This window comes from Mesorhizobium sp. M1365, from assembly GCF_040317865.1.
Lineage (GTDB): Bacteria > Pseudomonadota > Alphaproteobacteria > Rhizobiales > Rhizobiaceae > Mesorhizobium.
The window spans coordinates 79,942-103,270 of the sequence record NZ_JAMYLG010000012.1 but is presented as its reverse complement, the minus strand read 5'-3'; the positions used below and the strand labels follow the sequence as shown (position 1 = coordinate 103,270).

Genomic DNA, 23,329 nt, shown 5'->3' with positions numbered 1-23,329 from the left:
GCCTAAGCTCATCAAGCATGGAATGCGCCTGCGCGGACCCCCAATCGCGACGAATACGCCCCAAGGATTGAGGTATGGTTGACGCCACCGCGTCATTTGACGGCAATCGGCTGGCAAGCAGCGAGGCGTCGCCGTATGCCTTGCCGGCCGGCAAAGCCGGCCTGTCAACCTCGGTCGCCGATAGTGCGGCGTTGGCGGCGTACGCAGAATTCTGCCATTCGGCGCTTTTTGCCCCTGCGCAAAGCGCCGGCTGGATCCTGAACTGGGCCGCACATACCGGCGCCGACGTTGTCGTTGCGACGCTGCGCGCCGAGGACAGGCCGGTTTTCTCACTGGCGCTGGAGGTCACTCGCAGTGGAGCGTTCCGCGTCGCCCGTTTCATGGGCGGCCGCCATGCAAACGGCAATTTTGCCGCCGCCGACTCGCAATGGCTGGCGAATGCCGATAGCGCGGCGATCCGTTCTATGCTGGCTGCGATTGCCAAGGCGCGGCGCGACATCGATCTTGTTGCGCTGGAGCGGCTGCTGCCCGATCTCGACGGCGTTGCCAACCCGCTCTCCGCCTTGCCGCATTTTTCGAGCCCCAATCTGTCGCTGGCCGCCGGTCTTGTGGGAGGATTTGACGCACTGCTCACCCGCGTGAGCGGCAAGCGCAGGCGCAAGAAGCATCGCTCGCAGGCGCGCAAGTTCGAGGCCGTTGGCAGCTATCGTCGCATCGAGGCGAGAACTTCGGACGAGGTGCACACGCTGCTCGATGCCTTTTTCGAGATGAAGGAATTCCGCTTCCGCAAGATGGGCATCGCCAATGTTTTCGGTGAGGCGGAGGTGCGCGCTTTTTTCCGCTCGCTGTTTGCCGACGCGCTTCAAGAGGAAGATCCGTCCTTCGTCCTGCATGGGCTGGAAGTCGCCGGCAAACTTCGTGCAGTCACCGGGTCGAGCCGCTCGGGCAAGCGGCTGATCTGCGAATTCGGGGCGATTGCCGAGGACGACCTCGCACATACCAGCCCGGGCGACTTCCTGTTCTTCGAGAACATCCAGGAAGCCTGCGAGGCGGGTTTCGAAATCTATGATTTCTCGGTCGGCGACGAACCCTACAAGCGATTGTGGTGCGATGTCGAAACGCAGCATTTCGAGGTGCTGGTTCCGCTGACGCCGAAAGGTCGTGCGCTGGCGCTTGCGCTCAGGCACGGCGCAAGCCTGAAGGCATTCATCAAGCACAGCCCAATGGTCTGGAAGCTGACCAAGCTGCTGCGCCGTAAAGCCGTGGGGCGGACAGCACCGGCCGCAGGCGAAGACGACAGCTGATTTCGATTTGAGAGAAAACTGCCTCAGGCGGCCGAGCGCCGTCCCGGCATTGGGCCCGGCGCCACATGGCCGATGGGCGTGACCAGCGTCAGGTCGGGATAGCCACTCTCGATGAGCGCGACCGCGGCCTGCGTCACCTCGTCGTCCGGCTCAAGCATGGAGAGCAAGACCTCGGTCCCCTCGCCCACCAGGCGGCTGATGCCTTGCGCGTCGGCCGGTCCGCATTCGACCACGACCAAATCATAGGCGGTGGTCAGCGACTGCATGATGATCGGCAGCCGGTCGGCGGCGCGCATGGCGCGGACCGGATCGGCTGTGCCGACGGGAATAACGTGGCAGTCCGAATAGAGATCGGGGTGGATCACATCGCTGAACTGCGCTTGTGAGGCGAGCAGATCGGTGATGCCCGGAAACAGCCCGCTGTCCAGCATCGGCCGCGAGGCGGCACCCGAAGCGGTGAGATCAAGCAGCAGCACGCGAAGCCCGGCGTCGGAGACTGCGCGCGCCACCAGCACTGCCGAGGCAGCCGCCTCGTCGCCTTCCGGCGAGACGAATATCGCGCGGGCGGCACCGGTGGCGATCAGTTTTTCCGCGGCCTTGTCGATGTCGACCTCGCCGAGGATAGAACGTGCCGGTTCAATGTCTCCAGCTGCCATTTCAGAGTACTCCGGTTCGATTTTCTCGGCAGCCGCTTCCGCCACCGCGACGGGTTCCGGCTCCACTTTGCTTTCAATGATATTGTCGTCGTCGGCCTCATCGATCTCAACGACTGCCGGTTCGGACCGGCCAACCGACGGGTCGGGCTCGGCCATCACGCGTTCGGCCTGGACAGCCGGCATCGCAACCTGCTCGATGCGCTCGAAATGGGCACCGGCGGCCGGACGCATGGCGCGGCCGGAAAACAGTTCCTGCAGCAGCGTGACGATCGCCATGATGAGCAACGAGCCGACAAAGGCCGCACTGACAATCGGACCAATCTTGGGGAAATAAGGTTCGGCCGGCACCTGGGCCTCCGAAAATACGCGAGCGTCGACGGGCAGATAGTTGCGATCCTTGCGTGCGGCCGCCTGGAGATAGCTGGATGAATAGAGATCGAGCTGCTGACGCTTGGTCGCGGCATCACGCTGCAGCGCATCGAGTTCCACCTGCTCTTCGCCGGCGCGGGCGGACGCCGCCTTCAGCGTGTTGACGTCTGCCACGAGTTGAGCCTCTCGCGCCTTCGCCGTCTCGGCCTGCGCCATCAGACCTTTCATGATCTTTTCCGCTTCGTTGCGGATCTGGCGGTCGAGATCCGCGAGCTGCGACTTCAGCGCGCGGATGCGCGGATGGTTGTCGAGCAAGGTGGTGGAAAGGTCGGCGATGTTGTTCTTGAGTTCGACTTGCCGCTCGCGTAGGCGCTGGATCAGTTCGGAAGACAACACCTCCGGAACGGCATCCAGCGAGCCGCCATTGCGCAACGCCCTGCGCACGCTGTCGGCGGTCGCTTCCGCCGAAGCGCGATTGGCGCGCACGCGTGACAGTTCGCTCGACAATTCGGACAGCTGCTGGGTGGCAAGCACCGAATTGTTGCCGCCCATCAAAAGATCGGACTGCGCACGGAATGCGGCAACCTTGGCTTCCGCCTCCTTCACCCGGTTCTGCAGATCCGCGATTTCCGGCGCCAGAAAGTCGGTGGCGGCGGAATTCGATTCGAGCTTGGCATTGCCCTTGGAGGCGATATAGGCGTTTGCAATGGCGTTCGGGATCGCGGCGGCAAGCTTTGGATCCTCTGACGAGAACTCGATTGCGATCGCGCGGGTTTTTTCAACGCCATAGACGTTGAGCTTCTCATGCATTGCGTCCAGCACGCGCTCTTCCAGCGGAATCTCGAACGGATCGCTTTTCAAGCCAACAAGGACAAGGGCGCGGCTCAGCGCCGACATCTTCAGCGCCTCGTCGAATTCGGGCAATTTCGCCAGGTTGAGCTTCGCCGCCACCTGCTTGAGGATGTCGGGGGACGAGATGATCTGGACCTCGGTGGCCACAGCCTCTTCGTCGGGAATCGACCGCTCGTTGCCGTTGGCCCCGGCTGGCCGCGTGAACTCCGATTCTCGAGGCCCGATCTCCAGCTTGGCTGCCGCCTTGTATTCGGGCGTTGCAAGCCAGGCGAGCGCAAAGGCCAGGCCGGTTACAACCAGTGCGACGACAAGGATGCGCAACCAGTTTCGCGCCAGGCCGGCGAAAAGCTGCCTGAGATCGACGTCGACATCTGCGGCCGCGGATTGAACGGACATGCATCCCTGCTCCGGTACTGAGTCAGCATGCACCGTAAACAACTATGGTAACTCAGCCGTTAATATCGCGGTAAGAACCTGTCAGGCTCTACTAACAAGCCGCAAACAAGAGGCTGAAAACCATCTGCATTTGTCGATCCGGCCCGCATCGGCCGCGCGCCTTTACCGGCCATTAACCCTAACAGGATGATAACCGAGCTCGATCGTAAGGTTTGCCGCAGAGTCGCCGGCTATTCAAAGGTACGTGTCCGCTCATGAAAAGCACTGCTCCCCTTTTCCGCGCGCTGCTTGCCGTATCGATGCTTTCGGGCTGCTCCAGCTACCGGCCGACGCCGGCCGCATTCCATGAAGTTCTCGACCAGCCCTATCGCCTCGGCGCCGGCGACCGCGTCCGCGTAACCGTGTTCGAGCAGGAAGGACTGACCAATACCTACAGCGTCGACCAGTCCGGCTATCTCTCGCTGCCGCTCGTCGGCAACGTGCCGGCGCGCGGCCACACCGCCCAACAGCTTGAAAGCGAGATCGCCGAGAAACTGCGCCAGGGTTATTTGCGGGATCCCGATGTTTCGGTCGAAATCGATCGCTACCGGCCGATCTTCGTCATGGGTGAAGTGGGTGCGGCGGGCCAGTATTCCTACGTGCCAGGCCTGACCGTGCAGAAAGCCGTCGCCATCGCCGGCGGGTTCACGCCACGCGCCAACCAGGAAAGCGTCGACATTACCCGCGACATCAACGGCAAGGTGATAACCGGACGCGTGGTGACCTCCGACCCGCTACTGCCCGGCGATACAGTCTATGTTCGCGAACGCCTGTTTTGATGTGCTGACAAAGTGGCGGACACACTCAGGATCGTCCACTGCTTTCGCTCACCGGTCGGAGGCATCTTCCGGCATGTGCGCGACCTGACCGAGGCTCAGGTCGCCGCCGGCCATGCCGTCGGCATCGTCTGCGATTCAACGACGGGCGGCGATTTCGAGGAACGGCTGTTCGAACAGATGAAAGGCAGCCTGGCGCTCGGCATTCACCGCACCCCGATGCAGCGGCATGTCGGGCCAGGCGATCTCGCCTCGGCCCGGCGCACCTATAGGATCATAAAAGAATTGCGGCCGGACGTGCTGCACGGGCATGGCGCCAAAGGTGGCGCCTATGCCCGTCTGTTCGGCTCATTGTTACGGGTATCCAGGTCTCGCGTAGCCCGCCTTTATTCGCCGCATGGCGGCTCGCTTCACTATGACGAGACCACCGCCATGGGGAAGCTGTTCTTCGCGCTCGAGCGCTTCATGGCTCGCTTCACCGATTGCCTGCTGTTTGTTTCCGATTATGAGCGGCGGACTTATCGCAGGAAGGTCGGCGAGCCGCCCATTCCGAACGCTCTCGTCCACAACGGCCTGCGCGCCGCCGAGTTCGAGCCGGTGCGGACCGAGCACAATGCGGTTGACCTCCTCTATATCGGCATGATGCGCGATCTCAAGGGCCCGGACATCTTCATCGATGCGCTGGGGCTAGCCGCGACACGGCTCGGCCGCCCATTGAAAGCGCTGATGGTCGGCGACGGCGACGACCTGGCGCGCTATCGCGCCCAGGTGAATCAGCTCGGCCTCGAGGTCAGCTTCCTGGCGCCGATGCCGGCCAGGCTCGCCTTCAGGCTGGCCGAACTGGTCGTCGTTCCCTCGCGTGCGGAAGCCATGCCCTATATAGTTCTGGAAGCGCTCGCCGCCGGCAAGCCGATCATCGCGACGGCGGTCGGCGGCATACCGGAAATCTTCGACACCGGCTCACCTGTCCTGATCCGGCCCGACCCGCGCGAACTTGGCGACAAGATAAGCGCCGCATTGGCCGATCTCGACACCTACAAAGGCCTGATGCCCGGCCTCGCCGACCTCAAGGCACGCTTCGGCGCCGATGTAATGGCCGCCGAAATCGAAAAGGCCTATTTCGCCGCGCTCAAAAAATAGAGCAACGGGTTTCCACCGGGCTGCTCCTGGGTGAAAGCGTCTCCAAAGCCATCTGTTGTTTCAAGGGTTTCTTAGCTCTCTTTTGCTATTCACCTGAGGGAAACCTGCGGACGCCCCATGAACGAAATCGACCCAGCGCGCCGTTTTTCGCTAGATGCGGTGCGCAAATTCGACGCCCCTGCCGAGAACAATACGGCCGGCGGCATGAACGATGTTGCCCGCCAGGTCGCCTCGCAATACCGGCGCGATACGATGTCGCCGATCATGGTGAGCGGCGTCCTGCGCATGGTGGAATTCGCGCTGCTGTTGGTCTCAGGTCTTGCCGTCTATTTCTATTATGTCGGCTTTTTCAACTATCTTGCCTGGCAATACTCACTGACGATCGCCGCCACCTCGTTCCTCGCGGTCGTTCTGTTCGACGTCACCGACCGCTACCAGATCGTCGCGCTGATGCGGCCGATCGCCAATTTCGGCCGTCTCCTGCTGGTCTGGGCCGGAACATTCGCCTTGATGGCGCTCACCGCCTTCACCATGAAAATGTCGGAAGATTATTCGCGCCTGCTCTTCGGCACATGGTTCGTCGTCGGTTTCGTGCTGATCCTGGGTCTCCGACTGGTGATGTCGAAGCTGATCCGGCGCTGGGCGCGCGACGGGCGGATGGAGCGCCGCGCCGTCATCGTCGGCGGCGGCAAGGCGGCGGAGGTATTGATCCGCTCGGTCGAAAGGCAGCCCTACAATGACATCCGCATCTGCGGCATTTTCGACGACCGCGGCGACAAGCGGTCGCCGCCGGTTGTCGCCGGTTATCCCAAGCTCGGTACAATTTCCGAACTCATCGAATTTGCCCGCATCGCGCGCATCGACATGCTGATCGTATCGCTGCCGCTGACCGCCGAATCGCGCGTGCTGCAGTTATTGAAGAAGCTGTGGGTGCTGCCGGTCGACATCCGGCTATCGGCGCATTCGAACGCGCTGCAGTTCAGGCCGCGCGCCTATTCCTACATCGGCTCGGTGCCGATGCTCGATATCTTCGACAAGCCGATCAACGACTGGGATTCGGTCGCCAAGCGCGCCTTCGACATTGTCTTTTCGATCATCGGCATCATCGTGTTCTCGCCGGTGATGCTGGCGACCGCAATCGCGATCAAACTCGACAGCAAGGGGCCGGTGCTGTTCCATCAGAAGCGGCACGGCTTCAACAACGAGATCATCGACGTCTACAAGTTCCGTTCGATGTATACCGACAAGGCGGACCCGACGGCCAAACAGACCGTGACCAAGAACGATCCGCGCGTCACCCGCGTCGGCCGCTTCATCCGCAAGACCTCGGTCGACGAACTGCCGCAGTTCTTCAATTCGCTGTTCGGTTCGCTGTCGCTGGTCGGGCCGCGCCCGCACGCCATTGCCGCGCAGTCGCACAACCTCCTCTACAATGAAGTGGTCGACGGCTATTTCGCTCGCCACAAGGTCAAACCCGGTGTGACCGGCTGGGCGCAGATCAATGGCTGGCGCGGCGAGATGGACACCAACGAGAAGATTCGCATGCGGACGGAATACGACCTCTATTATATCGAGAACTGGTCGCTCTTGTTCGACCTCAAAATCCTGTTCCTGACGCCGATCCGACTGCTCAATACGGAAAACGCGTATTGAGCGCGACGGCCTATGAATTGCCGGCGACGGCGGTCAACGCCAAGCTGATTGCATTGGTTGCTTCGGGGGCGGTTTTCCTCGGTGTTTTCCTGTCGGGCTTCGTCATCGATGAACCGGCGCCATACGACCTCTATATGGTCGGGCTGATCGTGGTGTGGCCCTTGTTCGGCCTGCGCATACAACGCGCGGCGGTGCCGCTGCTGGTGCTGCTGGTGATCATGAACATCGGCGGCATGATCTCGATGACGCAGATGTCGGACCTCGCCGGCACGCCGCTCTATCTCGCCGTCTCGCTGTTCCTGGCCTTAACCGCGGTTTTTTTCGCTTCGGTAACGGCGGTCCGGCCCAGTCTCTACCGGGTGATCTTCGTCGCCTATGTGGTGTCGGCGGTGCTGACTTCGCTGGTCGGCATAGCCGGCTATTTCCATGCCTTTCCAGGAGCCGAGATCTTCACCAAATACGACCGTGCCGCCGGCGCCTTCCAGGATCCGAACGTGTTCGGTCCGTTCCTGGTGCTGCCCGGCATCTACCTGCTCTACCTGCTGCTTACCGGCTCGGTCGCACGCATGCCGCTATTGGCGGTGCCGTTGCTGATCATCACCGCCGGCATCTTCTTTTCCTTTTCGCGCGGCGCCTGGGGCATGTTCGCCGTTTCGGCGATCCTTTTGACCGGTGCCTTGTTCCTGCAGAGCGCCAGCGGCAAGTTCAGGCTGCGCGTCGTCGTCATGACCATCGCCGCCGTCGGACTGCTGGTCATCGCAATGATCGTCATCCTGCAACTGCCAGGAGTCGCCGAAATGTTCTCGAACCGCGCACAGCTCGAACAAAGCTACGACACCGCCCGGCTCGGCCGCTTCGCCCGCTATACGATCGGCTTTCAGATGGCACTGGAGCATCCGTTCGGCATCGGCCCGCTCGTCTTCGGCAAGATCTTCGGCGAGGACACGCACGACATCTGGCTGAAGATGCTGATGGATTACGGCTGGCTCGGCTTCGTGTCGTTCCTGACGCTGACGTGCTGGACGATCGCCGCCGGCTTCCGCATTCTGCTGCGCGACCGGCCGTGGCAGCCTTATCTTCTATGCGCCTACGTCGCCTTCATCGGCAATATCGGGCTCGGCACCTTCATCGACATCGATCACTGGCGCCATGTCTACCTGCTGCTTGGCTTGATCTGGGGTGCCATCGCGCTCGAATACCGCCACCAGTGGCAGCTGCGGGCGGCGCAGCGACCGGCAATCCCCGTCGCGGTTGCTTCAGGCAGGACAGCAACCGAATTCGGTTGACCGGACCCGGTCTATCACGATACATCGCGACCGGTCCGGAGTGTAGCGCAGCCCGGTAGCGCACTTGACTGGGGGTCAAGGGGTCGTCGGTTCGAATCCGGCCACTCCGACCATTAGTTCCTTGAAATCCCTAGTTTTTATTGAAGGCGCCCTCTGGCGCCTTTTCTCGTTTTCGGAACGAAAGGCGCTCAAATCGCCCGTTTCGGAACCCGGAGTCCCGAAAAAGTCCCGAACTGGAACCGGCGAATGTTCTTCATTCGTGCACGCGGAGATCCCGGAATTTGCCTACCAATCCCCCTCCAAAGGAACCCGAAATGCGTATCCTTTCCATTGTGCCCTCAGATGATCCTGGCGATGGGCGCTTTCCGTGCGTTGCCAAGTTCGACGCTGAGATAACAGCCGACATCCGAATGTATGGGCTGCGCCTCTTAAAATCACCCACCGGGAAATACCTATCCTACTCACCGTCTTCCGGTGGGAAGAGGTGCGCCACCTTCTCTCCCGGCTTTGCCGAGGCTATCACGGCCGCAGCGACTGCGGCTTTCAACGGAGGCCGTGCAGCCGATGACGCATCCTAACTCGTTTGAAATGACGCCTTTCGCTCTACCGGCCGGTTTTGGCGAAGATGATCCAGCCAAGCCAGCCGTGGATTTTGTCGACATAGACCCGCGCGACCACGCGCTCGAAACTGTGATTGATTGGGCTGACGTTCTTTACGGCGACATCATTCTTGTTCCTTTCAAAGATGGACTCCCCGATTGGGACAACACGACACGCGACACCATCGAAAAGTTTGCCGGCCATTGGACGGAACTTGAGCCGGAAGACGTACAGCGCCTCGGAATCCTGACGGACGGCTTCGCGCGTTTTTTGGCCGACGATACCAACGACGTGTCGATCGTCACACTTTGGCGGGACGGCACGCCTGAAGTTCGCCAGATCGGCGACGTGACCCTGGCCGGAAATGCTGCCCGCCGCATTATTGAAGACGCGCTCATTGACGACGAGCCGCTAAGTCTGCGCCAGACGCCGAAGACCAAAGAACCTCCGAAGGCAGCCAATGACAACCAGCAAATTCTTCTGATCAATCCGGCGGATTGGTGCGGCCTGCCCGTCCCTCGTCGTGAATGGTTCATTGAAGACATGGTCCCTATGCGCCAGGTCACAATTTTGAACGGTGACGGCGGCGTTGGTAAATCTTTGCTCGCGCTGCAAATTGCCGCGGCAAGTGCCATGTCGGTCGACACCTTAGGTCTCGAGCCGCTGGCCAAGCCTGTGCTCTATCTGGGTGCGGAGGACGGCGCTGACGAGTTCCATCGGCGGCTCGCTGACATCGTCGCCCATCACGGCGTTGGCTTTGACGATCTTTTTCGTTTTCGTCTGCTTCCCTTGGCCGATCGCGATGCGCTGCTGTGCGTTCCGAACCGCGCTGGCGTCATGGAGCCGACCACACTTTGGAAACGCATCGTCGCGACGATTCAGGATCTCAAGCCAGGCCTTGTCGTTCTGGACACTGCGGCCGACCTGTTTGGTGGGGATGAAATCAAACGTTCACAGGTTCGCCAGTTCATCTCGATGCTGCGGAAAGTGGCCATGGAGTCTGAGTGCGCAATCATGCTTCTGGCTCACCCGTCTGTTGCAGGCATGCAATCCGGAAGCGGCTCGTCAGGCTCAACGGCTTGGAATAACTCGGTTCGGTCGCGGCTCTACCTGACCCGTCCGGAAGGCAAGGACGACAGCGACCCTGACGCTCGCGTGCTTACCACTAAGAAAATAAACTATGGGAAGGTCGGCAATGAACTCCGGATGCGATGGCAAGAAGGGGTATTCGTTCTGGACGACGGCAAGCCAACCGCAGCCTCAGGGCTTTTGAACAGGCGTACTGACGAAAGGTTCAGAAGCCTGCTTTCGGCGATCAATCGAACCGGCCAGCGCGTCGCGTCGACCAAGGGAGTGAACTACGCACCTACCGTCCTGGCGTCGCGACCTGATGCAGATGGCTTCACCAAGAAGCAGTTCGAGGCGGCCATGCAGCGCTTGCTTGCGGACGGCATAGTCAAGGTCGTTTGGGAAGGCCCGCCGTCGAAACCGCGGCAACGGCTGATTGTATCGGCAGAGGATTTTGGGCCAGAAACAGAGGTGGAAGATTGATGTTCCACCCCACGTTCCACCCCCCTACCACCCCGTTCCACCCCCCTGTTCTTCCACCCCCCTTATACCCCCGACAGGGTGGAACACCCTTGGAAGGGGCTGGAACCCCTTCCGGTTTTCCACACGCTTCGCTAATTTTCTGATCTGCCCCCTTGCAGCGGTGCATCGGGACAACCATCTCCTGCTTCAACTCGGGTCAGCCGAAGGCAAGGGATCACCGCACCGCTGATTTAAGGTCTGAAACGATCCCACTGCTGGTCTTGTGCGCGGCGTTCGGCTCATCAAGAGGCCCGCGCAAGGTAGAAGGAGAAGCCGCCACATGACGGTCTTCCTCGCTATCGAAACCAGCCAGTCGAACGGGACTACTCGCCGCCTGGCTATGGGCATTACATTGCCCTTGGTTTCGTGGTTCGCAGTTTTCGCTAGACTGTTCTGATGAAGGAAGGGCATCCCGGAAACGGGGTGCCCTTTTCGTTGGAGCGCTCGTAGAATTAGCTCTGCGTGCGCGTACCAGATATAGGGCCTTAGACCGTTTTGGCCCCACAATATTGACACGCAAGGCGAAAACGCCTATAAGTTGAAATTATTCGAGTCTTGCGCAACGCACGGCTCTCATACGTCGACCCAATGTGGCGACGCGCTAGCAACGACTAGCTGAAACAGCGCCTCGAGCGCCATTCCCGAAGACCCCCATATATGACTACATCCCGCACCATCACCATTGGCGACGGCACCGTTCAATTCGCAGCATCAGTTGAAGCGAGTTCTGGAAACTCCGACCAGATCTGCGGCAAATGATAACGGCCTGTCGAGCTCGATTTAACTACAGACAGTCCGAGTCAACCATGCAGACGTCACGCCCTTCTCCGTTGAGATTGAAACAGACACGCTCGTAGGATTCACATTCACGGCCGGTTGTTTGGTTGAATTGGCCACATGAAGAATGCCCGCCCCTGCAATTTGCGAAATCTTCGTCGACGATCTTCGTCATAGGAATCCTGCTCAGGGAAGGACCCCGGTAATCTGCTCCAATAGGCGATTTGAAGACCGCATGAGTCAGAGACGTTTCCGAACCAGCCAGACTAGGAGTGATGAGCAGCCCAAACACGGCAATGAGACCAAAACACAAAATTCTTTTTGACATCGACTTACCTCCCCATTTGCGCTGCTTCGCGCTGGTGTTGTTACATCGAAGATGTATGAAGATTCGTACTAGCCGTTACTGGCCTCCACAGAAAAATAGCTGCCACTAAAATACTCCTGAAAGTTGCCCACGCATAGCACTTAAATATTCCATGACTGGCTACTTTTGGCTATCCACCCGGCCGCACGCCGCGGTTCGGCACCGCCCGGCTTGGCCGGTTCACGCCCTTCTGGCGAAGGGAAATAGAGGACTTCGCACAAATGGAAAATAAGGAACGGCCTGTCTTTGACGTGGCGAACGACAATGCCATTCGAACAGACTTTGAAGTACCTACTGCGATCCCGTCAGAAAAAGAGGCGGCACGCCGTCTACTTGCCGGCCTTGGCGTCGGCGGTGGTGTGTCGATCACCATGGCGTGCGCAAACGCTAACCTTCCGATTGAAAGGGGGTGGCGCTCGCCGCCGCCTGACTCGCGTGTCCCGAACCCATGGAAGCCGCGCAAGCCCGCCGCGAACGATAATGAGCCGCAGGACTGGCCTCTGTTGGAGGCGCTACGGCGTGACGGGCGCGATGATGACATTCCGTGGGTGCGCCGCTATCGCCTGCTTTGCGAAGTCGTCAGCGCCTGCCCGTTTCATGTCAATGTTGGAGGCGGTGACGAGGAAGGGGTGAGCGTCGAGGCTCGCAGTCTTCGGCTGAGCGGAGAGAATTTCGACAAGCCGTTCGCATCTGCCGCACGGAAAGGATGGGAAGGGACCAAACTTGCCGGCGGGGATATTTCCTACCGCGAAACAAGGCGCACCGTGAAGCAGCGTCTCAGCGTTGGGCAGCGCGCGAGTGCTGTGTCAGACGAAACGGGAGAAGACCGGCGCCTTACATCGCTTTGTCTGCACATGGCAGAGGGCGATCGGCTCGCACAGATCGATGGCCGTGTCATCCTAGCGGAAATCAACGAACAGCTGGGTTGGTGGGATACGGCTTCGCTAGAAGATGCGGTACTTGGCGCCAAGACCTTGACGTGGATTGGCGCCACAATGCGTTTCCATCACAAGGCCGCACCTCGAGAGGGCAAAGTTGCCGTCTACATGGCCATAGATCACCTCAAAGAAGTCTGGCGCAAAATCGAAAAACGAGAAGCTTGGAAGATGGAGCGGTGCGAAGCACGCGCTTTAGCAAGAGGGCACGAAATAGTGCAGGAGAAAGCCAGCTATCTAGGTCTGGCAGCCTGAGGTGAACCCCAAATCGATTCCTGCGGTATAGAGCAGGAAGACCTCTTCCACATCATTGGAATAGCGTCGGTTCTGCGAAGTCCCTGACGCTCGCCGGTCTGCGTCGCCAGCGCGCCGGCACCTTTCCCAAATCCGCACGGCCGCTGCCGGCAGTGCGTTGATCGACCCCGCCTGACGCAGCGCGTCGGCGGGCTCCCGTTTCGTTTTACCTATTCATCCCGAAAATTCTGAAAGGAGTCGCCATGCCAGTAAGCGCACGGCAGGGCTGCCAACTCATCGATAGAACTTTACGAATTGCCGATGGCTCAACACGAGAACATGCTCATTGGCTCCGCCAAGCGGGCATGTTGCCGCGAACGCAAGGGGTGCCCGCGCCTATTGATAGCAAGCACGTCGCCGTCATCTTGTTGTCAATTCTCTCGGGCCTGCCGCCCCACTCGAGCGCCGCGCTTGTTGCCGATTACGCCGCGCTTCGCCCCGTGGCCGGCGGCAAGGCATTAGCCGAAACGCTTGCCGGCTTTCTTGATAAGCCGCACGACTTTTTCGAGTTGCGCGTTGATGCGTTCGCGCCGGCCGCAATGCTTAGCTACCGCGGCGAAGATCACGGCATGCAGGTCTTAACGTTCGTGGCCACCGGTCACCACTCCAAGCCAGCCTTCGATCGCGTCTCACTCCTAAGCGCATCGACGCTTACCGAGCTTGCACTGGAAATTGCAGCCGCGGAGCCGCCCAAATTAGGCCGGCGCCGCACGGTCGACCGGTACCAGCGCATCGAGCGCGCTGTTCGATACTAAAGGAAACCTAATGTTCAAAAAGACCACCACTAAAACCCCTGCACCGCTTCGCTTCGACCTGCGACAAGCCGAACCGGCATATGACGCGCTGGCAGAAAAATGCGCAAATCTTCGTGCATCGATTAGCCGGCTGGATGCTGAAGAGTCGGACCTGCTAGGGAAACTAACCCGTCGGACCCCTAAGCCTTCAGACAGCATGAATAGCCGTGTCGCCGAAATGCTTGGCGAGACTGTTGACGACACTGACCCGCTTGTTGACGGAATTCAGGCCCGCCTCCGTGAGGTTAACGCGCTTCGGCAAGATACTCGGTCGGCGCTGGCAATCGCCACTGAACGCCTTCAGCGAGCACGGCATGCGGCGTCTAAAGTAATATGCGCAGGCGCAAGGGACGAATACCTAGCACGCGTCCGCACCTTGGCTGACGCACTCATTGCTGCCCACCAGGCCAATGTGTCCTTGTTCGAAATCACTACCGCCCTTGATGCTGCTGACGTCGTCTGGACGGGTCTGCTGCCGCCCGCACCAGCTAATCGGATGCTGGGCGCCGCGTACGACCGCTCAAACAGGGTTGCCATCTGGCTCAAGGACGCCGCTGCAGACGGTCTGATCGATAAGAAATCCATTCCGGAAGGGCTTACCCAATGACAAAACTAACCATCGAGAAAGCCGTCCGTGGCCGTGAGACCACGAGCGACAAAGAACTTCGTGCGACAAAGGTGAACGGGCGGACGGAAATGCTGCCCGCAGATCCGGTTGCCGTGGCTAAGATACTCAAAGAGAGACGCAATAAATCACCTGCAGCCAAGATGCGCGCAAGGCTGGCTGCGGAGTTGGCCAAGCGCACGGGTAAGTAGGGTGTGTGGTTCACTGAAAGCGGCAAGCCACCCCTACCAGGCAGTCGCACTGTATGCGGCTATGCGCTTCAGTGGGGCGTGCCGTCTGCCGTGCGACCGGGCTTCGACGAGGTGTTTCATCAAGGGTCGCTAACGTGGCCTGAGGACCTGCCGCTCTGCCGGAACCATATGCGTACAGAGCCTCTAGTTAGGCTTGGCAACGCGTTTCGCCTCCGCGCCACCAGCACAGGCCTGTGGGTTGAAGTCGACACGGACATGATACCGGACGGCGACGACCTGCTGCTTGCCGCCAGGCATGGCCCGCTGAGGGCCTGGTCTATCTCGTTCAAGGCGAGTGATGAACGATGGGACCGAACAGGCCATCGACCACTCCGCATCGTGACGGCGGCTCGCCTCCTCGAGGTCTCAATCTGTGACCGCGGCGCGCACCAGACTACAATCGGTATCCTCAGCCGGATTAAGCAGGCGGCGTAAATGATGGGGGTTAGTCGCGATCGGCAGACCACCAGTCACGTACCGGCTGCGTAGTCATCAACTATCGCTATTACAGGAATTCCCTCGCGTGCGCGCAAGCGCGCGAGGCCCCCCAAGGGGGTCTTCATATCGCGCCGATTGGCTTTTTTGCGTACCGCGCCCGGTCCACTGTGCGCGCAAGCGACTCCCCGGTTCAATCAAGATTCCATAGAGGTGAAAACAATGGCCGAAAAGGCAAAAAAGCCGCCTGCGCACCTGTCCGCAGCGGCTCGGAAGTGGTTCCGATCAGTAGTCAATGACTTCGATCTAGAAGACCACGACATGAACCTACTCGTGCTGGCGTGCGAGGCGTTGGACCGCGGAGAGCAAGCACGGCAAAGGCTTGCCGTGGAGGGTGTCGTATTTACCGACCGCTTCGGTTGCCCGCGCGCCCATCCCTGCGTTGCCATCGAAAGGGACTCAAGGCTGGCCTACGCGCGGTTGCTACGAGAGCTTTGCTTGGGCGACGTTGACGGCAACGAAGCACCACGACCGCCCGCTCTGGCCGACAATCGAGGTTACTAATGCCCAGAAAGATGAGAAAATCTAAGCGAAAACAGACGGTTTCGGATGCATGGATTATATGGTCGTGCGATGGAGAACTCCCGCCTGAGCAAGATCCTAGCCATGATGGCTGGCTCGAGTTCGAGTATTTTCTTTTAGACAATGAGCTTAGACAGTGTTGGCAACAGGACGGCGAACGCGCAGTCAGAGAGTGGCTGAAGACGAATCCGGCCGGGACCCGCCCCTTGAACTGGTGGCGGTATGCGCTGCCTTACGCTGGCGAGCGGCGTCATGGTGCGCAACTGGAGTCACCATTCTTGGAAGACGAGACACAGGCAGGATACCTGACGCGGCATGGGCTACTGTTGAAAGGGGAGCGGGTCTAGCCCGGTAGGCCAGGGGAACCGTGTTTACTTATGATTGAAAAACCCGTTACTTTTGATAGGGTGCAAGAGGGAGGTGGGTATGCAGACAACATTGCCTGAAAACAATCTCAATTATCCTGTCCATATATCGGGAGCGAACGGGTCTGGCAGCGGATTTTTCCTAAACGGTCCAGATGCTAGTTGGCTGGTGACGGCAAAACATGTTCTGTTTGAGCAAGACGGAACGCTCTCTCATCCTTCCATAGTATTGACTTTTTACACCTCCAAGCTATCACATCAGTTCACTATTAAAGCCAACTTGGTCAAACTTCAGGCAAAGGGATACTTGTTATCGCACGCCACAGCTGATGTCGCGGCATTGAAGCTTGGGGAGATAGTAGATGGTAATTTTACTGTGTATTTCGATTTTGATTGTAAGCCTGATGTGATAATTACTGGAATTAACCTGATGAATATCACCTCAATCGGCCATGCTGGTCTTTCAAATGATATATTTCTATTTGGATATCCGGAATCAATCGGTGAAAAGGGTCAACTTGAACCATTTAAGCCCTTGTTGCGACGCGGCTGCATTGCTGGATTCAACAGCGTGAATCGAACTATCATTGTAGATGCGCCAGCTTATCAAGGGAATTCTGGCGGGCTGGTTCTTGAAGCTCGGCGGATAAACCCAATTTTGGTCAAGTACCTCGGACTAGGCGTTGTCAGTCAATTCGTGCCATTCATAGAAGAAACGGTGAGTAGGCACTTTGGAACAGTTAACGTGTCAATCGAAAATTCAGGCTACACTATCGTGGAACCGATGGACAAGGTCTTTGAGCTCATAGGGTCGCCGATGCCGTAAGGCAGAATCATTTCAAATCCGCTGTGCGCCCGAAGCACACATCATCTAAGGCCGCCCTTCGAGGCGGCCTTTTCATTTTAGGAACCCCCAATATGACCCTGAACTCTGTAACCGCCCGTTTTGGCGGCCGCGACCTAACGTTTAAAATTGACCGGCAAGACTTGCCGCTATTCGAGGCCTACGCCGGGCTGCCTGCAATTGAAATGTTCATGCGGATCACGGGCGGCAAATGGACGGTCGACAACCTTAAGACGGTCTTAAGGTTCGCCTCGGTGCCGGCGGATAGGCTGAAAGAGCTTAGGCAATTCTCGCGCACGTTGCGCCACATGACCCCAACCGATTCCGGGCTGCTGGACAGCTATTTCAAAGGCTGCGCGCCGCTCATTAAGCGCACATTGAGCACTAATCCTGTCGCGCAGTATGCACTACTCGCGCAGGCCATTCTTGCCGGTGCGCTCTTCGGCATCACTGCTGCGGACGCAATTTTCAGCGATGGCACGGCGGATGGCGAATAACGGTCTCAGGGACTTCGAACGGCGCCTGAAGGCGCTGCCCGCCGCAGCAAAGCGCGCTGCAAAGGTCGCACTAGACACCAGCGCCAACGAGCTTGTTGCCGCACAGCGAAGCCTGGCGCCCCGGGAGGACGGCACGCTGCAGGCATCCATCCAGTGGCGGCAGACAGCGGAGCTTACGCGCTCCATTACCGCGGGCGGCGACACGACTACCGTGGCGGCGCGTGCCGGAGACGGAGACTACGACTACGCGCTCGGCCAAGAATTCGGCACGCAAAACATGCCCGCCAACCCGTTCTTCTGGCCGGCTTTTCGACTGACAAAGAAACGCATTAGAGCGCGCATTAAGCGTGCAATCACCAAGGGAATTAAAGAGGCCTATGGCAAATGACACGCCAAAACTGTCGGTCGACCTAGAGGCACGAGTCACCGCGTTTGAGAAACAACTGAAGAAGGCGACCGCCACAGCCGATCGCCAGTTAGGAGATATCGAAAAGCGCGGCACCCAGATGACCGCAAAGCTCGAGTCCACGATGGCTGCCTCCGCGGCGAAGCTTGGTGGCATCGGAAAGACCTTGGTTACAGCGTTCGGATTCGGCGCGCTCCTTGGCGGCCTTTCAACGCTGCCCGGCGCTGTCCGTGAGGTTGTCCGCGGCCTTGGCGACTTGGCCGATGCGGCTGATAAGATCGGCCTGCCGGTGGAGCAGCTCGAGGCATTCCGCTACGGTGCGCAGCTTGCCGGCGTAGACGCGGCCAGCCTGGACGATGCGCTGGCTAAGTTCACTAAGACGATCGGCGAAGCCAGTGCGAAGGGCAACGACTTTAGCAAGATTCTGGAGCAGAACGGTGTCGCGCTCAAGAACGCCGACGGTAGCATTCGCCCCGTCGCAGACTTACTTGCTGCCTACGCGGACCTCATCAAAAACGCCGGTTCCGAAACCGAACAGATGTTTCTGGCGACAACTGCATTCGGTCGCGGTGGCGGCGACATGGTCAACTTTCTGCGCGCCGGTTCGGAGGGCTTGGACGCGGTCACGGCAGCGGCCAAGGCAGCCGGCGTCGTCCTTGGCGATGATCTCGTGCGCGCCGCCGCAGCTGTTGACGACACCTTCGATGACTTGGCCATGCGAATGGATTCGGTCTTCAAAACCCAAGTGGTTGAAGGCATCCAGACCGTACAAAGCTTAATCGAGAGATTCGAAGCGCTTCCGGGCGCCATCGAGGGAGCGTGGAACTCATTCGAGGGCTTTTGGAATAATCTGGCCAGCATCTCTCCCGAAGACGTGGCGGCGGATAAGTTACGTCGCGCGATGAATGCTGCGGCCGTCAACGGCACTCAACCGTGGAAGGATGGCTTTAGCGTACAAGATATGGACTTTGGCCCTGCCGCGCCGAAAGGCGACAGACTCGGTGCGCCGCCACGCAGGACCGTTGTTTCGATTCCCTCGGGCGGTGGAGGCACCAAGGCGGCAGCGCATGCGCCATCGCTGACTGCAGATGACCGGATCAGCGAAAGCATTCAGGCCACCAAAGATCGCACCGCTGCCCTGCGTGAAGAGATGGCGGCACTTGGCCTATCGTTTGTTGAGGAGACGGAACGCAAGACCGCGCTCGACCTCGAGCAAGAGGCCTTGAAGCAGGTACGAGAAGAAGCCCGCAAGAAGGGCGATGCCGACTGGCAAAACGCGCAGCTCTCGCCCGATCAAATTGCCCAAATCGATGCGGTCTCTCAGGCTTACGCTGAGCAGGCAGACCAGTTGCGAAAGGCGCAAGAAGCACAGGATCTGCAGCGCGATGTGCTGAAGGGGATTTTCAGCGACATGCGTTCCGCGCTGGACGACGGAAAGCTAGACTGGCAGGACTTCGCCAACATCGCCATGAACGCTCTCAGCAAGATTGTCGATAAGATCGAGAATGACCTAATCGACGCCATCCTGCAGGCGAACAGCGCAGCCGGCGGCGGAGGCTTTGGCAGTTGGGTACAGGGCGCACTCAGTTTCTTTGGTTTCGACAGCGGCGGCTACACCGGGCCTGGCGGCAAGAACCAGCCGGCGGGCATTGTCCACAAAGGCGAGGTTGTCTATTCGCAGGACGACGTAAGGCGACACGGCGGCGTCAAGGCCGTCGAGGCCATGCGCAAAGGTAAGGGTGGCTTGCTAGCCGGTATTGGTAGCGGCGGCACGCAGGACAGCCTACAGGGCGGCGCGTCCCTTATGTCGCTAATGCGCAGCCTCGCTAGTGCGCCATCGCTGTCCAGAAGCCACGGCCATTCACAGGACGTTATGCAGGTGGTCGTCGGCGTCTCCGCGGACAACAACGGCAACCTGCTGCCATTCGTGCAGTCGGTGTCACAAGACAGCGTTCGACGTGCCGCACCTGGCATTGTGCGGGCTTCGGTCCAAGAAGGCCAAAAAACCACAAAGAAGAATCTCCCCGGAATGATAGCAAATGCGCAATCGCGGTCCCTCTAAACTCTAACTTTTGGAAGGCGTGGACCTTATGAAATGGAAGATGTCCGACCTTATTCCGTGGGAAGGAAACAGTCCGCGCACATTAAAGCAGGGACGCACGGGGCTTGAAGGTCTCGTATTTCTGGCGCTCGCGTCAAACGCTGTTACGTTCGGCTTGGCCGGATCCGCAGCCGTTATTAGCGCCATAGCAGGCGCGGTTGGCATCGGTATTTCTGTCGGCCTATCCTATCTTTCGTCCGTCATTTTCGCGCCGAAGCAGCCGAAGCCGGAAGATGTCCAAGCTTCAATTAAGAACCCTACTGCGGCACGCACGCGCCATTATGGCCGCGTTAAGGCGAGCGGCCCTTGGGTTTTCGGCGAGAGTAGCCGCGGTAACCTTCATAAAGTAATCGCGATAGGCACGGGCGAACTAGATGCTATTGAGGAAATTTGGGTCGATGACAATGTCGTTACGCCAGACGTCGATGGCGTCGTTAATGACGAACCGTATAAGCACGACCTCCGCATTCTGACGAGGATTGGCTCTGATGCACAGACTTCATATGCTGAGCTGACTGCGGTCTTCCCAGAGTGGACTTCGGCGCACACTGGAAACGGAATTTCGAGCCTCTACGCGCGGCAGAGCGGCGTCGCAGCTGAGTACCTCTCAAAAGTATTCCCCAATGCTGCGCAAACGCTTTATCGCATTGTTGCGCGTGCCTCAAAGGTTTTTCTGCCGTCGACAGGGCTAACAGCCTGGTCCGACAACGCCGCGACGATCATTCGAGATTACATGACACATTCGGACGGCATGCGCCTTCCGGTTTCGCTGATGACGACAACGCAGGCCACAGCAGGCTGGCTTGCCGCATACAATCGCTGCGCAGACCTTATTCCACGCAAGGCGGGCGGCACGGAAAGCCGCTGGCGCCTGTGGGGCAGTTACAACTTCAGTGAGCGGCCCGCCGACGTGTTGGGCCGCATGCTTGCGTGCTCAGACTCGCGCATCGTGCCAACGCCAGACGGCGGCGTGACGCTAGATGTCGGCACGTGGGTTGAACCTACGGTAACGATTGACGAAGATGCCATCGTTGGCTTTTCGGAACTGTCGCGCGGTCTTGATATCCTGACCACCGCGAATGTCATTACGGCCACATATCTTTCGCCAACGCATGACTACCAAGCGACGGATGCCGATCGCTGGATTGATGACGAGGACGTCGCGCTCCGCGGCGAAATTGTCTCTGACCTGACGTTCAATATGGCACCCTCGCACGGCCAGGCACGCAGGCACATGAAGCTTGCCGCCTATCGGGCTAAGCCGAATTGGGTTGGCTCATTCCAATGCAATCTCCGCGGCCTTGCGGCGTTTGGTGAGCGTTTTATCCGCATAACCTATCCTCTGTTCGCCATTGACGAAGTGTTTGAGGTTACGGACTTCCGGTTCGACTTGGGCGAAGGCGGCATTCTAACGACCGTCACGCTGCAGGTTCAGTCTATGCCTTCCGAGGCCTACGATTGGGACGCGGCGACCGAAGAGGGCGAAGAGCCTATTTCGGAAGACACTGTCGTTGACGACACCATTCCGCTGCCTACTGGGCTGGTTGTCGTAGCCACGCCGCAGACGGTTGGCGGCGTGACGGGTAACTATGCTTCGCTGACGTTCGATGCTTCCCCAACAGCAGCACTCATTATCGAGGCACACGGTAGGCTTGTGAGCGACGTGGCTTGGACGACGATTGCCGTTGAGCCTGGTGCAACTGCGGCAACCGGTTTCATCATTAGTGACACCGGAGAGTACGAGTTCCAGTTGCGGTTCGTTACGCAAACGGGGCGCGTTGGTGACTGGACGGAAAGTTACACGCTGACCGCTACGCCCGGCATGAACTTCAGCATAACCAGCAACAGCCAATACCTCGCGATTATTTAGGCTTACGGCTTCACACCGATATGCGGCAGGCGCTCAGCCTTCTCAACGGCAGGCCTGCAGATTATGAGGGCCGCTTTTTCACGCTCGGTGGGCGGTTGGCCAGACTTGGTCGGGTTGCCATGAACCGCGCCTTAACGTCGCCAGTTTTGACCAAGCTCGTCATCAAACCATGCTTCGGCGTCGTAATCCGCTCCCGCGGTCGATCGGAATTTGAGATACCCTGAATACCCTTTAACCCCTAGCCAAGTCTTGAAGCTAGAAAAGCTCGGATGATCGTCGGCTCCCACACCCGTTTCCCTAGCCCAGGTTGTGGCCAAGGAGCGAATCGGATCTTCGCATTCAGCTTTTTTCATAATGAGTCCACTCGCAAGAAAAGAGGCCCGCCACGATTAAGCGACGGGCCGTTTTCTCACTTTTTGTCGTTTTTGGTGTCGCCGTAACCGGGCTTCGGCACCCGCTCTACGGTCGTCTCACGAGGGTTGGCCTCAGCCTCCTTCACCGGGATGAATTGGCCGGTTCCAGAGTCTCTGCCGATATCAAACGTCTTCCTGCTGCCCATTGGGGCTTCTCCTTGATGGCTTGCTATGAGGACCCTCGGGCGCTATCTACTCGGCTGCTAGACTGAGCAATCGCGGTTTTTGCTTGCCTCCGGCGCCATCAACCGTGACCGCAAACTAAACAAGGGCAGCACCCGAATCTCGGAGGCTGCCCTTTTTTGCGCCAAATTTTACGCGCTGTCTACTATAATAACGGAGCGTCTCGGCGTTTCACCAAAAATACACCCGTTATCCCCAACCGTCAACAGCGTTACTAAATAATTTGTAAGTCGAATCCTTGCGACAACCCGTCGCAAATCATAGCTCGAATCGATTCTGCGTCAAAGAGTCAGGTTCTTTTTTTGTTCTGAGATTGACCTGGCTTGGAATATATTCCTATCATAGGAAATGCCGCACCGTCGCCGACACGAAACCATTTCAGAATTCCATCTTGCCAAAATCGAACGGCAGGCATGGCTTTTGACGGTGGAACTCCGCGGTGCGCAGTTGTCGCTCAAGCCATTTGGTGAGCATTGGGATGCTCTCGACCATCTGCATCGGGACATAAAGCGTGCGCTCAATCTGCTTAACAATAGGCCGGCCGATTGGGAGCGTCCGCACGCGGCACCGATGTCGGGTGGTTAGATGCGGCCGGCGAGTTAGTCCACCATGTCGCGCAGCGGCTTCTTGCGCTTCGGCGGCCGGTATTTCTCGACCAGCCTGATCTTGTCGATGTCGATCGTCACCAGCGGTCCCAGATCGACGGTCACCCTGCCGCCTTCCTCGTCTATGCGGGTGATCTCGCCGGCAAGCTCGATCTCCTGCCCCTTCTTCACCTTTGTATGATCGATGATGGAATGCGGAAAGCTATAGCTCGGGATGGAAACGCTGACGCGGTCCTCAGTGACCCGTCTGCGGACTGTGGCTGTGATCGCCACCACGTCACCAATACCCATGCCCGCGCCATTCCATGAGTCTGGGGCGTGCAGGATCTTAGTCAAGATGCAGCT

At 58.9% G+C, this 23,329-nt stretch carries 20 protein-coding genes and 1 tRNA gene; 18 read left to right on the top strand and 3 right to left on the bottom strand.

What is annotated here, in order from left to right:
• Positions 1 to 74 precede the first annotated feature (74 nt).
• A complete protein-coding gene (locus NKH04_RS16245; RefSeq protein WP_353044559.1) occupies positions 75 to 1,304 on the top strand; it encodes a GNAT family N-acetyltransferase in 1,230 nt (409 codons plus the stop codon).
• A gap of 23 nt (positions 1,305 to 1,327) precedes the next feature.
• Here the strand turns inward: NKH04_RS16245 and NKH04_RS16240 are convergent, their stop codons facing one another.
• Entirely contained in the window at positions 1,328 to 3,577 is a 2,250-nt protein-coding gene (locus tag NKH04_RS16240) for a GumC family protein (RefSeq protein ID WP_352977930.1), read from the bottom strand.
• A gap of 254 nt (positions 3,578 to 3,831) precedes the next feature.
• On the opposite strand from NKH04_RS16240, the gene NKH04_RS16235 reads away from it, so the two are divergent.
• The 17 genes from NKH04_RS16235 (at position 3,832) to NKH04_RS16155 (ending at position 21,783) form a co-directional block, all read left to right on the top strand.
• A complete protein-coding gene (locus NKH04_RS16235) occupies positions 3,832 to 4,395 on the top strand; it encodes a polysaccharide biosynthesis/export family protein (protein WP_023674625.1) in 564 nt (187 codons plus the stop codon).
• Positions 4,396 to 4,407: 12 nt separating this feature from the next.
• The gene (locus NKH04_RS16230) at positions 4,408 to 5,532 is read left to right on the top strand and encodes a glycosyltransferase family 4 protein (RefSeq protein ID WP_352471992.1); all 1,125 of its coding nucleotides are present in this window, start codon (positions 4,408 to 4,410) and stop codon (positions 5,530 to 5,532) included.
• 117 nt (positions 5,533 to 5,649) lie between these two features.
• Positions 5,650 to 7,185: an undecaprenyl-phosphate glucose phosphotransferase gene (locus NKH04_RS16225; RefSeq protein ID WP_352542416.1), complete on the top strand. Its 1,536-nt coding sequence runs from the start codon at positions 5,650 to 5,652 to the stop codon at positions 7,183 to 7,185.
• Entirely contained in the window at positions 7,182 to 8,471 is a 1,290-nt protein-coding gene (locus tag NKH04_RS16220; protein WP_353044558.1) for an O-antigen ligase family protein, read from the top strand. Before NKH04_RS16225 ends, NKH04_RS16220 begins: the two co-directional genes overlap by 4 nt.
• Before the next feature lie 36 nt (positions 8,472 to 8,507).
• A tRNA-Pro gene (locus tag NKH04_RS16215) sits at positions 8,508 to 8,584 on the top strand.
• 451 nt (positions 8,585 to 9,035) lie between these two features.
• Complete coding sequence (locus NKH04_RS16210; protein WP_353044557.1) at positions 9,036 to 10,622, top strand: AAA family ATPase; 1,587 nt, start codon at positions 9,036 to 9,038, stop codon at positions 10,620 to 10,622.
• A 1,404-nt stretch (positions 10,623 to 12,026) separates the two neighbouring features.
• The gene (locus tag NKH04_RS16205; RefSeq protein WP_353044556.1) at positions 12,027 to 12,995 is read left to right on the top strand and encodes a hypothetical protein; all 969 of its coding nucleotides are present in this window, start codon (positions 12,027 to 12,029) and stop codon (positions 12,993 to 12,995) included.
• Between the two features lie 344 nt (positions 12,996 to 13,339).
• Positions 13,340 to 13,789 carry a hypothetical protein gene (locus NKH04_RS16200; RefSeq protein WP_353044555.1) on the top strand — a complete coding sequence of 150 codons (450 nt, stop codon included), beginning with the start codon at positions 13,340 to 13,342 and terminating at the stop codon, positions 13,787 to 13,789.
• Between the two features lie 10 nt (positions 13,790 to 13,799).
• On the top strand, positions 13,800 to 14,435 hold the full coding sequence (locus NKH04_RS16195) for an ATP synthase subunit B family protein (protein WP_353044554.1): 636 nt from the start codon (positions 13,800 to 13,802) through the stop codon (positions 14,433 to 14,435).
• A complete protein-coding gene (locus tag NKH04_RS16190; protein ID WP_353044553.1) occupies positions 14,432 to 14,644 on the top strand; it encodes a hypothetical protein in 213 nt (70 codons plus the stop codon). The genes NKH04_RS16195 and NKH04_RS16190 overlap by 4 nt, the downstream gene beginning before the upstream one ends.
• A 3-nt stretch (positions 14,645 to 14,647) precedes the next feature.
• Positions 14,648 to 15,118 carry an HK97 family phage prohead protease gene (locus NKH04_RS16185; protein ID WP_353044552.1) on the top strand — a complete coding sequence of 157 codons (471 nt, stop codon included), beginning with the start codon at positions 14,648 to 14,650 and terminating at the stop codon, positions 15,116 to 15,118.
• 222 nt (positions 15,119 to 15,340) lie between these two features.
• A complete protein-coding gene (locus tag NKH04_RS16180; protein WP_353044551.1) occupies positions 15,341 to 15,682 on the top strand; it encodes a P27 family phage terminase small subunit in 342 nt (113 codons plus the stop codon).
• 444 nt (positions 15,683 to 16,126) lie between these two features.
• Positions 16,127 to 16,891 carry a trypsin-like serine peptidase gene (locus NKH04_RS16175; RefSeq protein WP_353044550.1) on the top strand — a complete coding sequence of 255 codons (765 nt, stop codon included), beginning with the start codon at positions 16,127 to 16,129 and terminating at the stop codon, positions 16,889 to 16,891.
• A gap of 92 nt (positions 16,892 to 16,983) precedes the next feature.
• Positions 16,984 to 17,406, top strand: a complete 423-nt coding sequence (locus tag NKH04_RS16170; RefSeq protein ID WP_353044549.1) for a hypothetical protein — start codon at positions 16,984 to 16,986, stop codon at positions 17,404 to 17,406.
• Positions 17,396 to 17,794: an HK97-gp10 family putative phage morphogenesis protein gene (locus NKH04_RS16165; protein WP_353044548.1), complete on the top strand. Its 399-nt coding sequence runs from the start codon at positions 17,396 to 17,398 to the stop codon at positions 17,792 to 17,794. Before NKH04_RS16170 ends, NKH04_RS16165 begins: the two co-directional genes overlap by 11 nt.
• Entirely contained in the window at positions 17,784 to 19,874 is a 2,091-nt protein-coding gene (locus NKH04_RS16160; protein WP_353044547.1) for a hypothetical protein, read from the top strand. Before NKH04_RS16165 ends, NKH04_RS16160 begins: the two co-directional genes overlap by 11 nt.
• A gap of 28 nt (positions 19,875 to 19,902) precedes the next feature.
• The gene (locus NKH04_RS16155; protein ID WP_353044546.1) at positions 19,903 to 21,783 is read left to right on the top strand and encodes a phage tail protein; all 1,881 of its coding nucleotides are present in this window, start codon (positions 19,903 to 19,905) and stop codon (positions 21,781 to 21,783) included.
• Positions 21,784 to 22,192: 409 nt separating this feature from the next.
• Here NKH04_RS16155 and NKH04_RS16150 read toward each other — a convergent pair whose 3' ends face one another.
• Both NKH04_RS16150 and NKH04_RS16145 read right to left on the bottom strand, forming a co-directional pair.
• Positions 22,193 to 22,342, bottom strand: a complete 150-nt coding sequence (locus NKH04_RS16150; protein ID WP_353044545.1) for a hypothetical protein — start codon at positions 22,340 to 22,342, stop codon at positions 22,193 to 22,195.
• Between the two features lie 636 nt (positions 22,343 to 22,978).
• Positions 22,979 to 23,275, bottom strand: coding sequence for a hypothetical protein (locus NKH04_RS16145; RefSeq protein WP_353044544.1), 297 nt, complete (start codon positions 23,273 to 23,275; stop codon positions 22,979 to 22,981).
• Between the last annotated feature and the right edge of the window lie 54 nt (positions 23,276 to 23,329).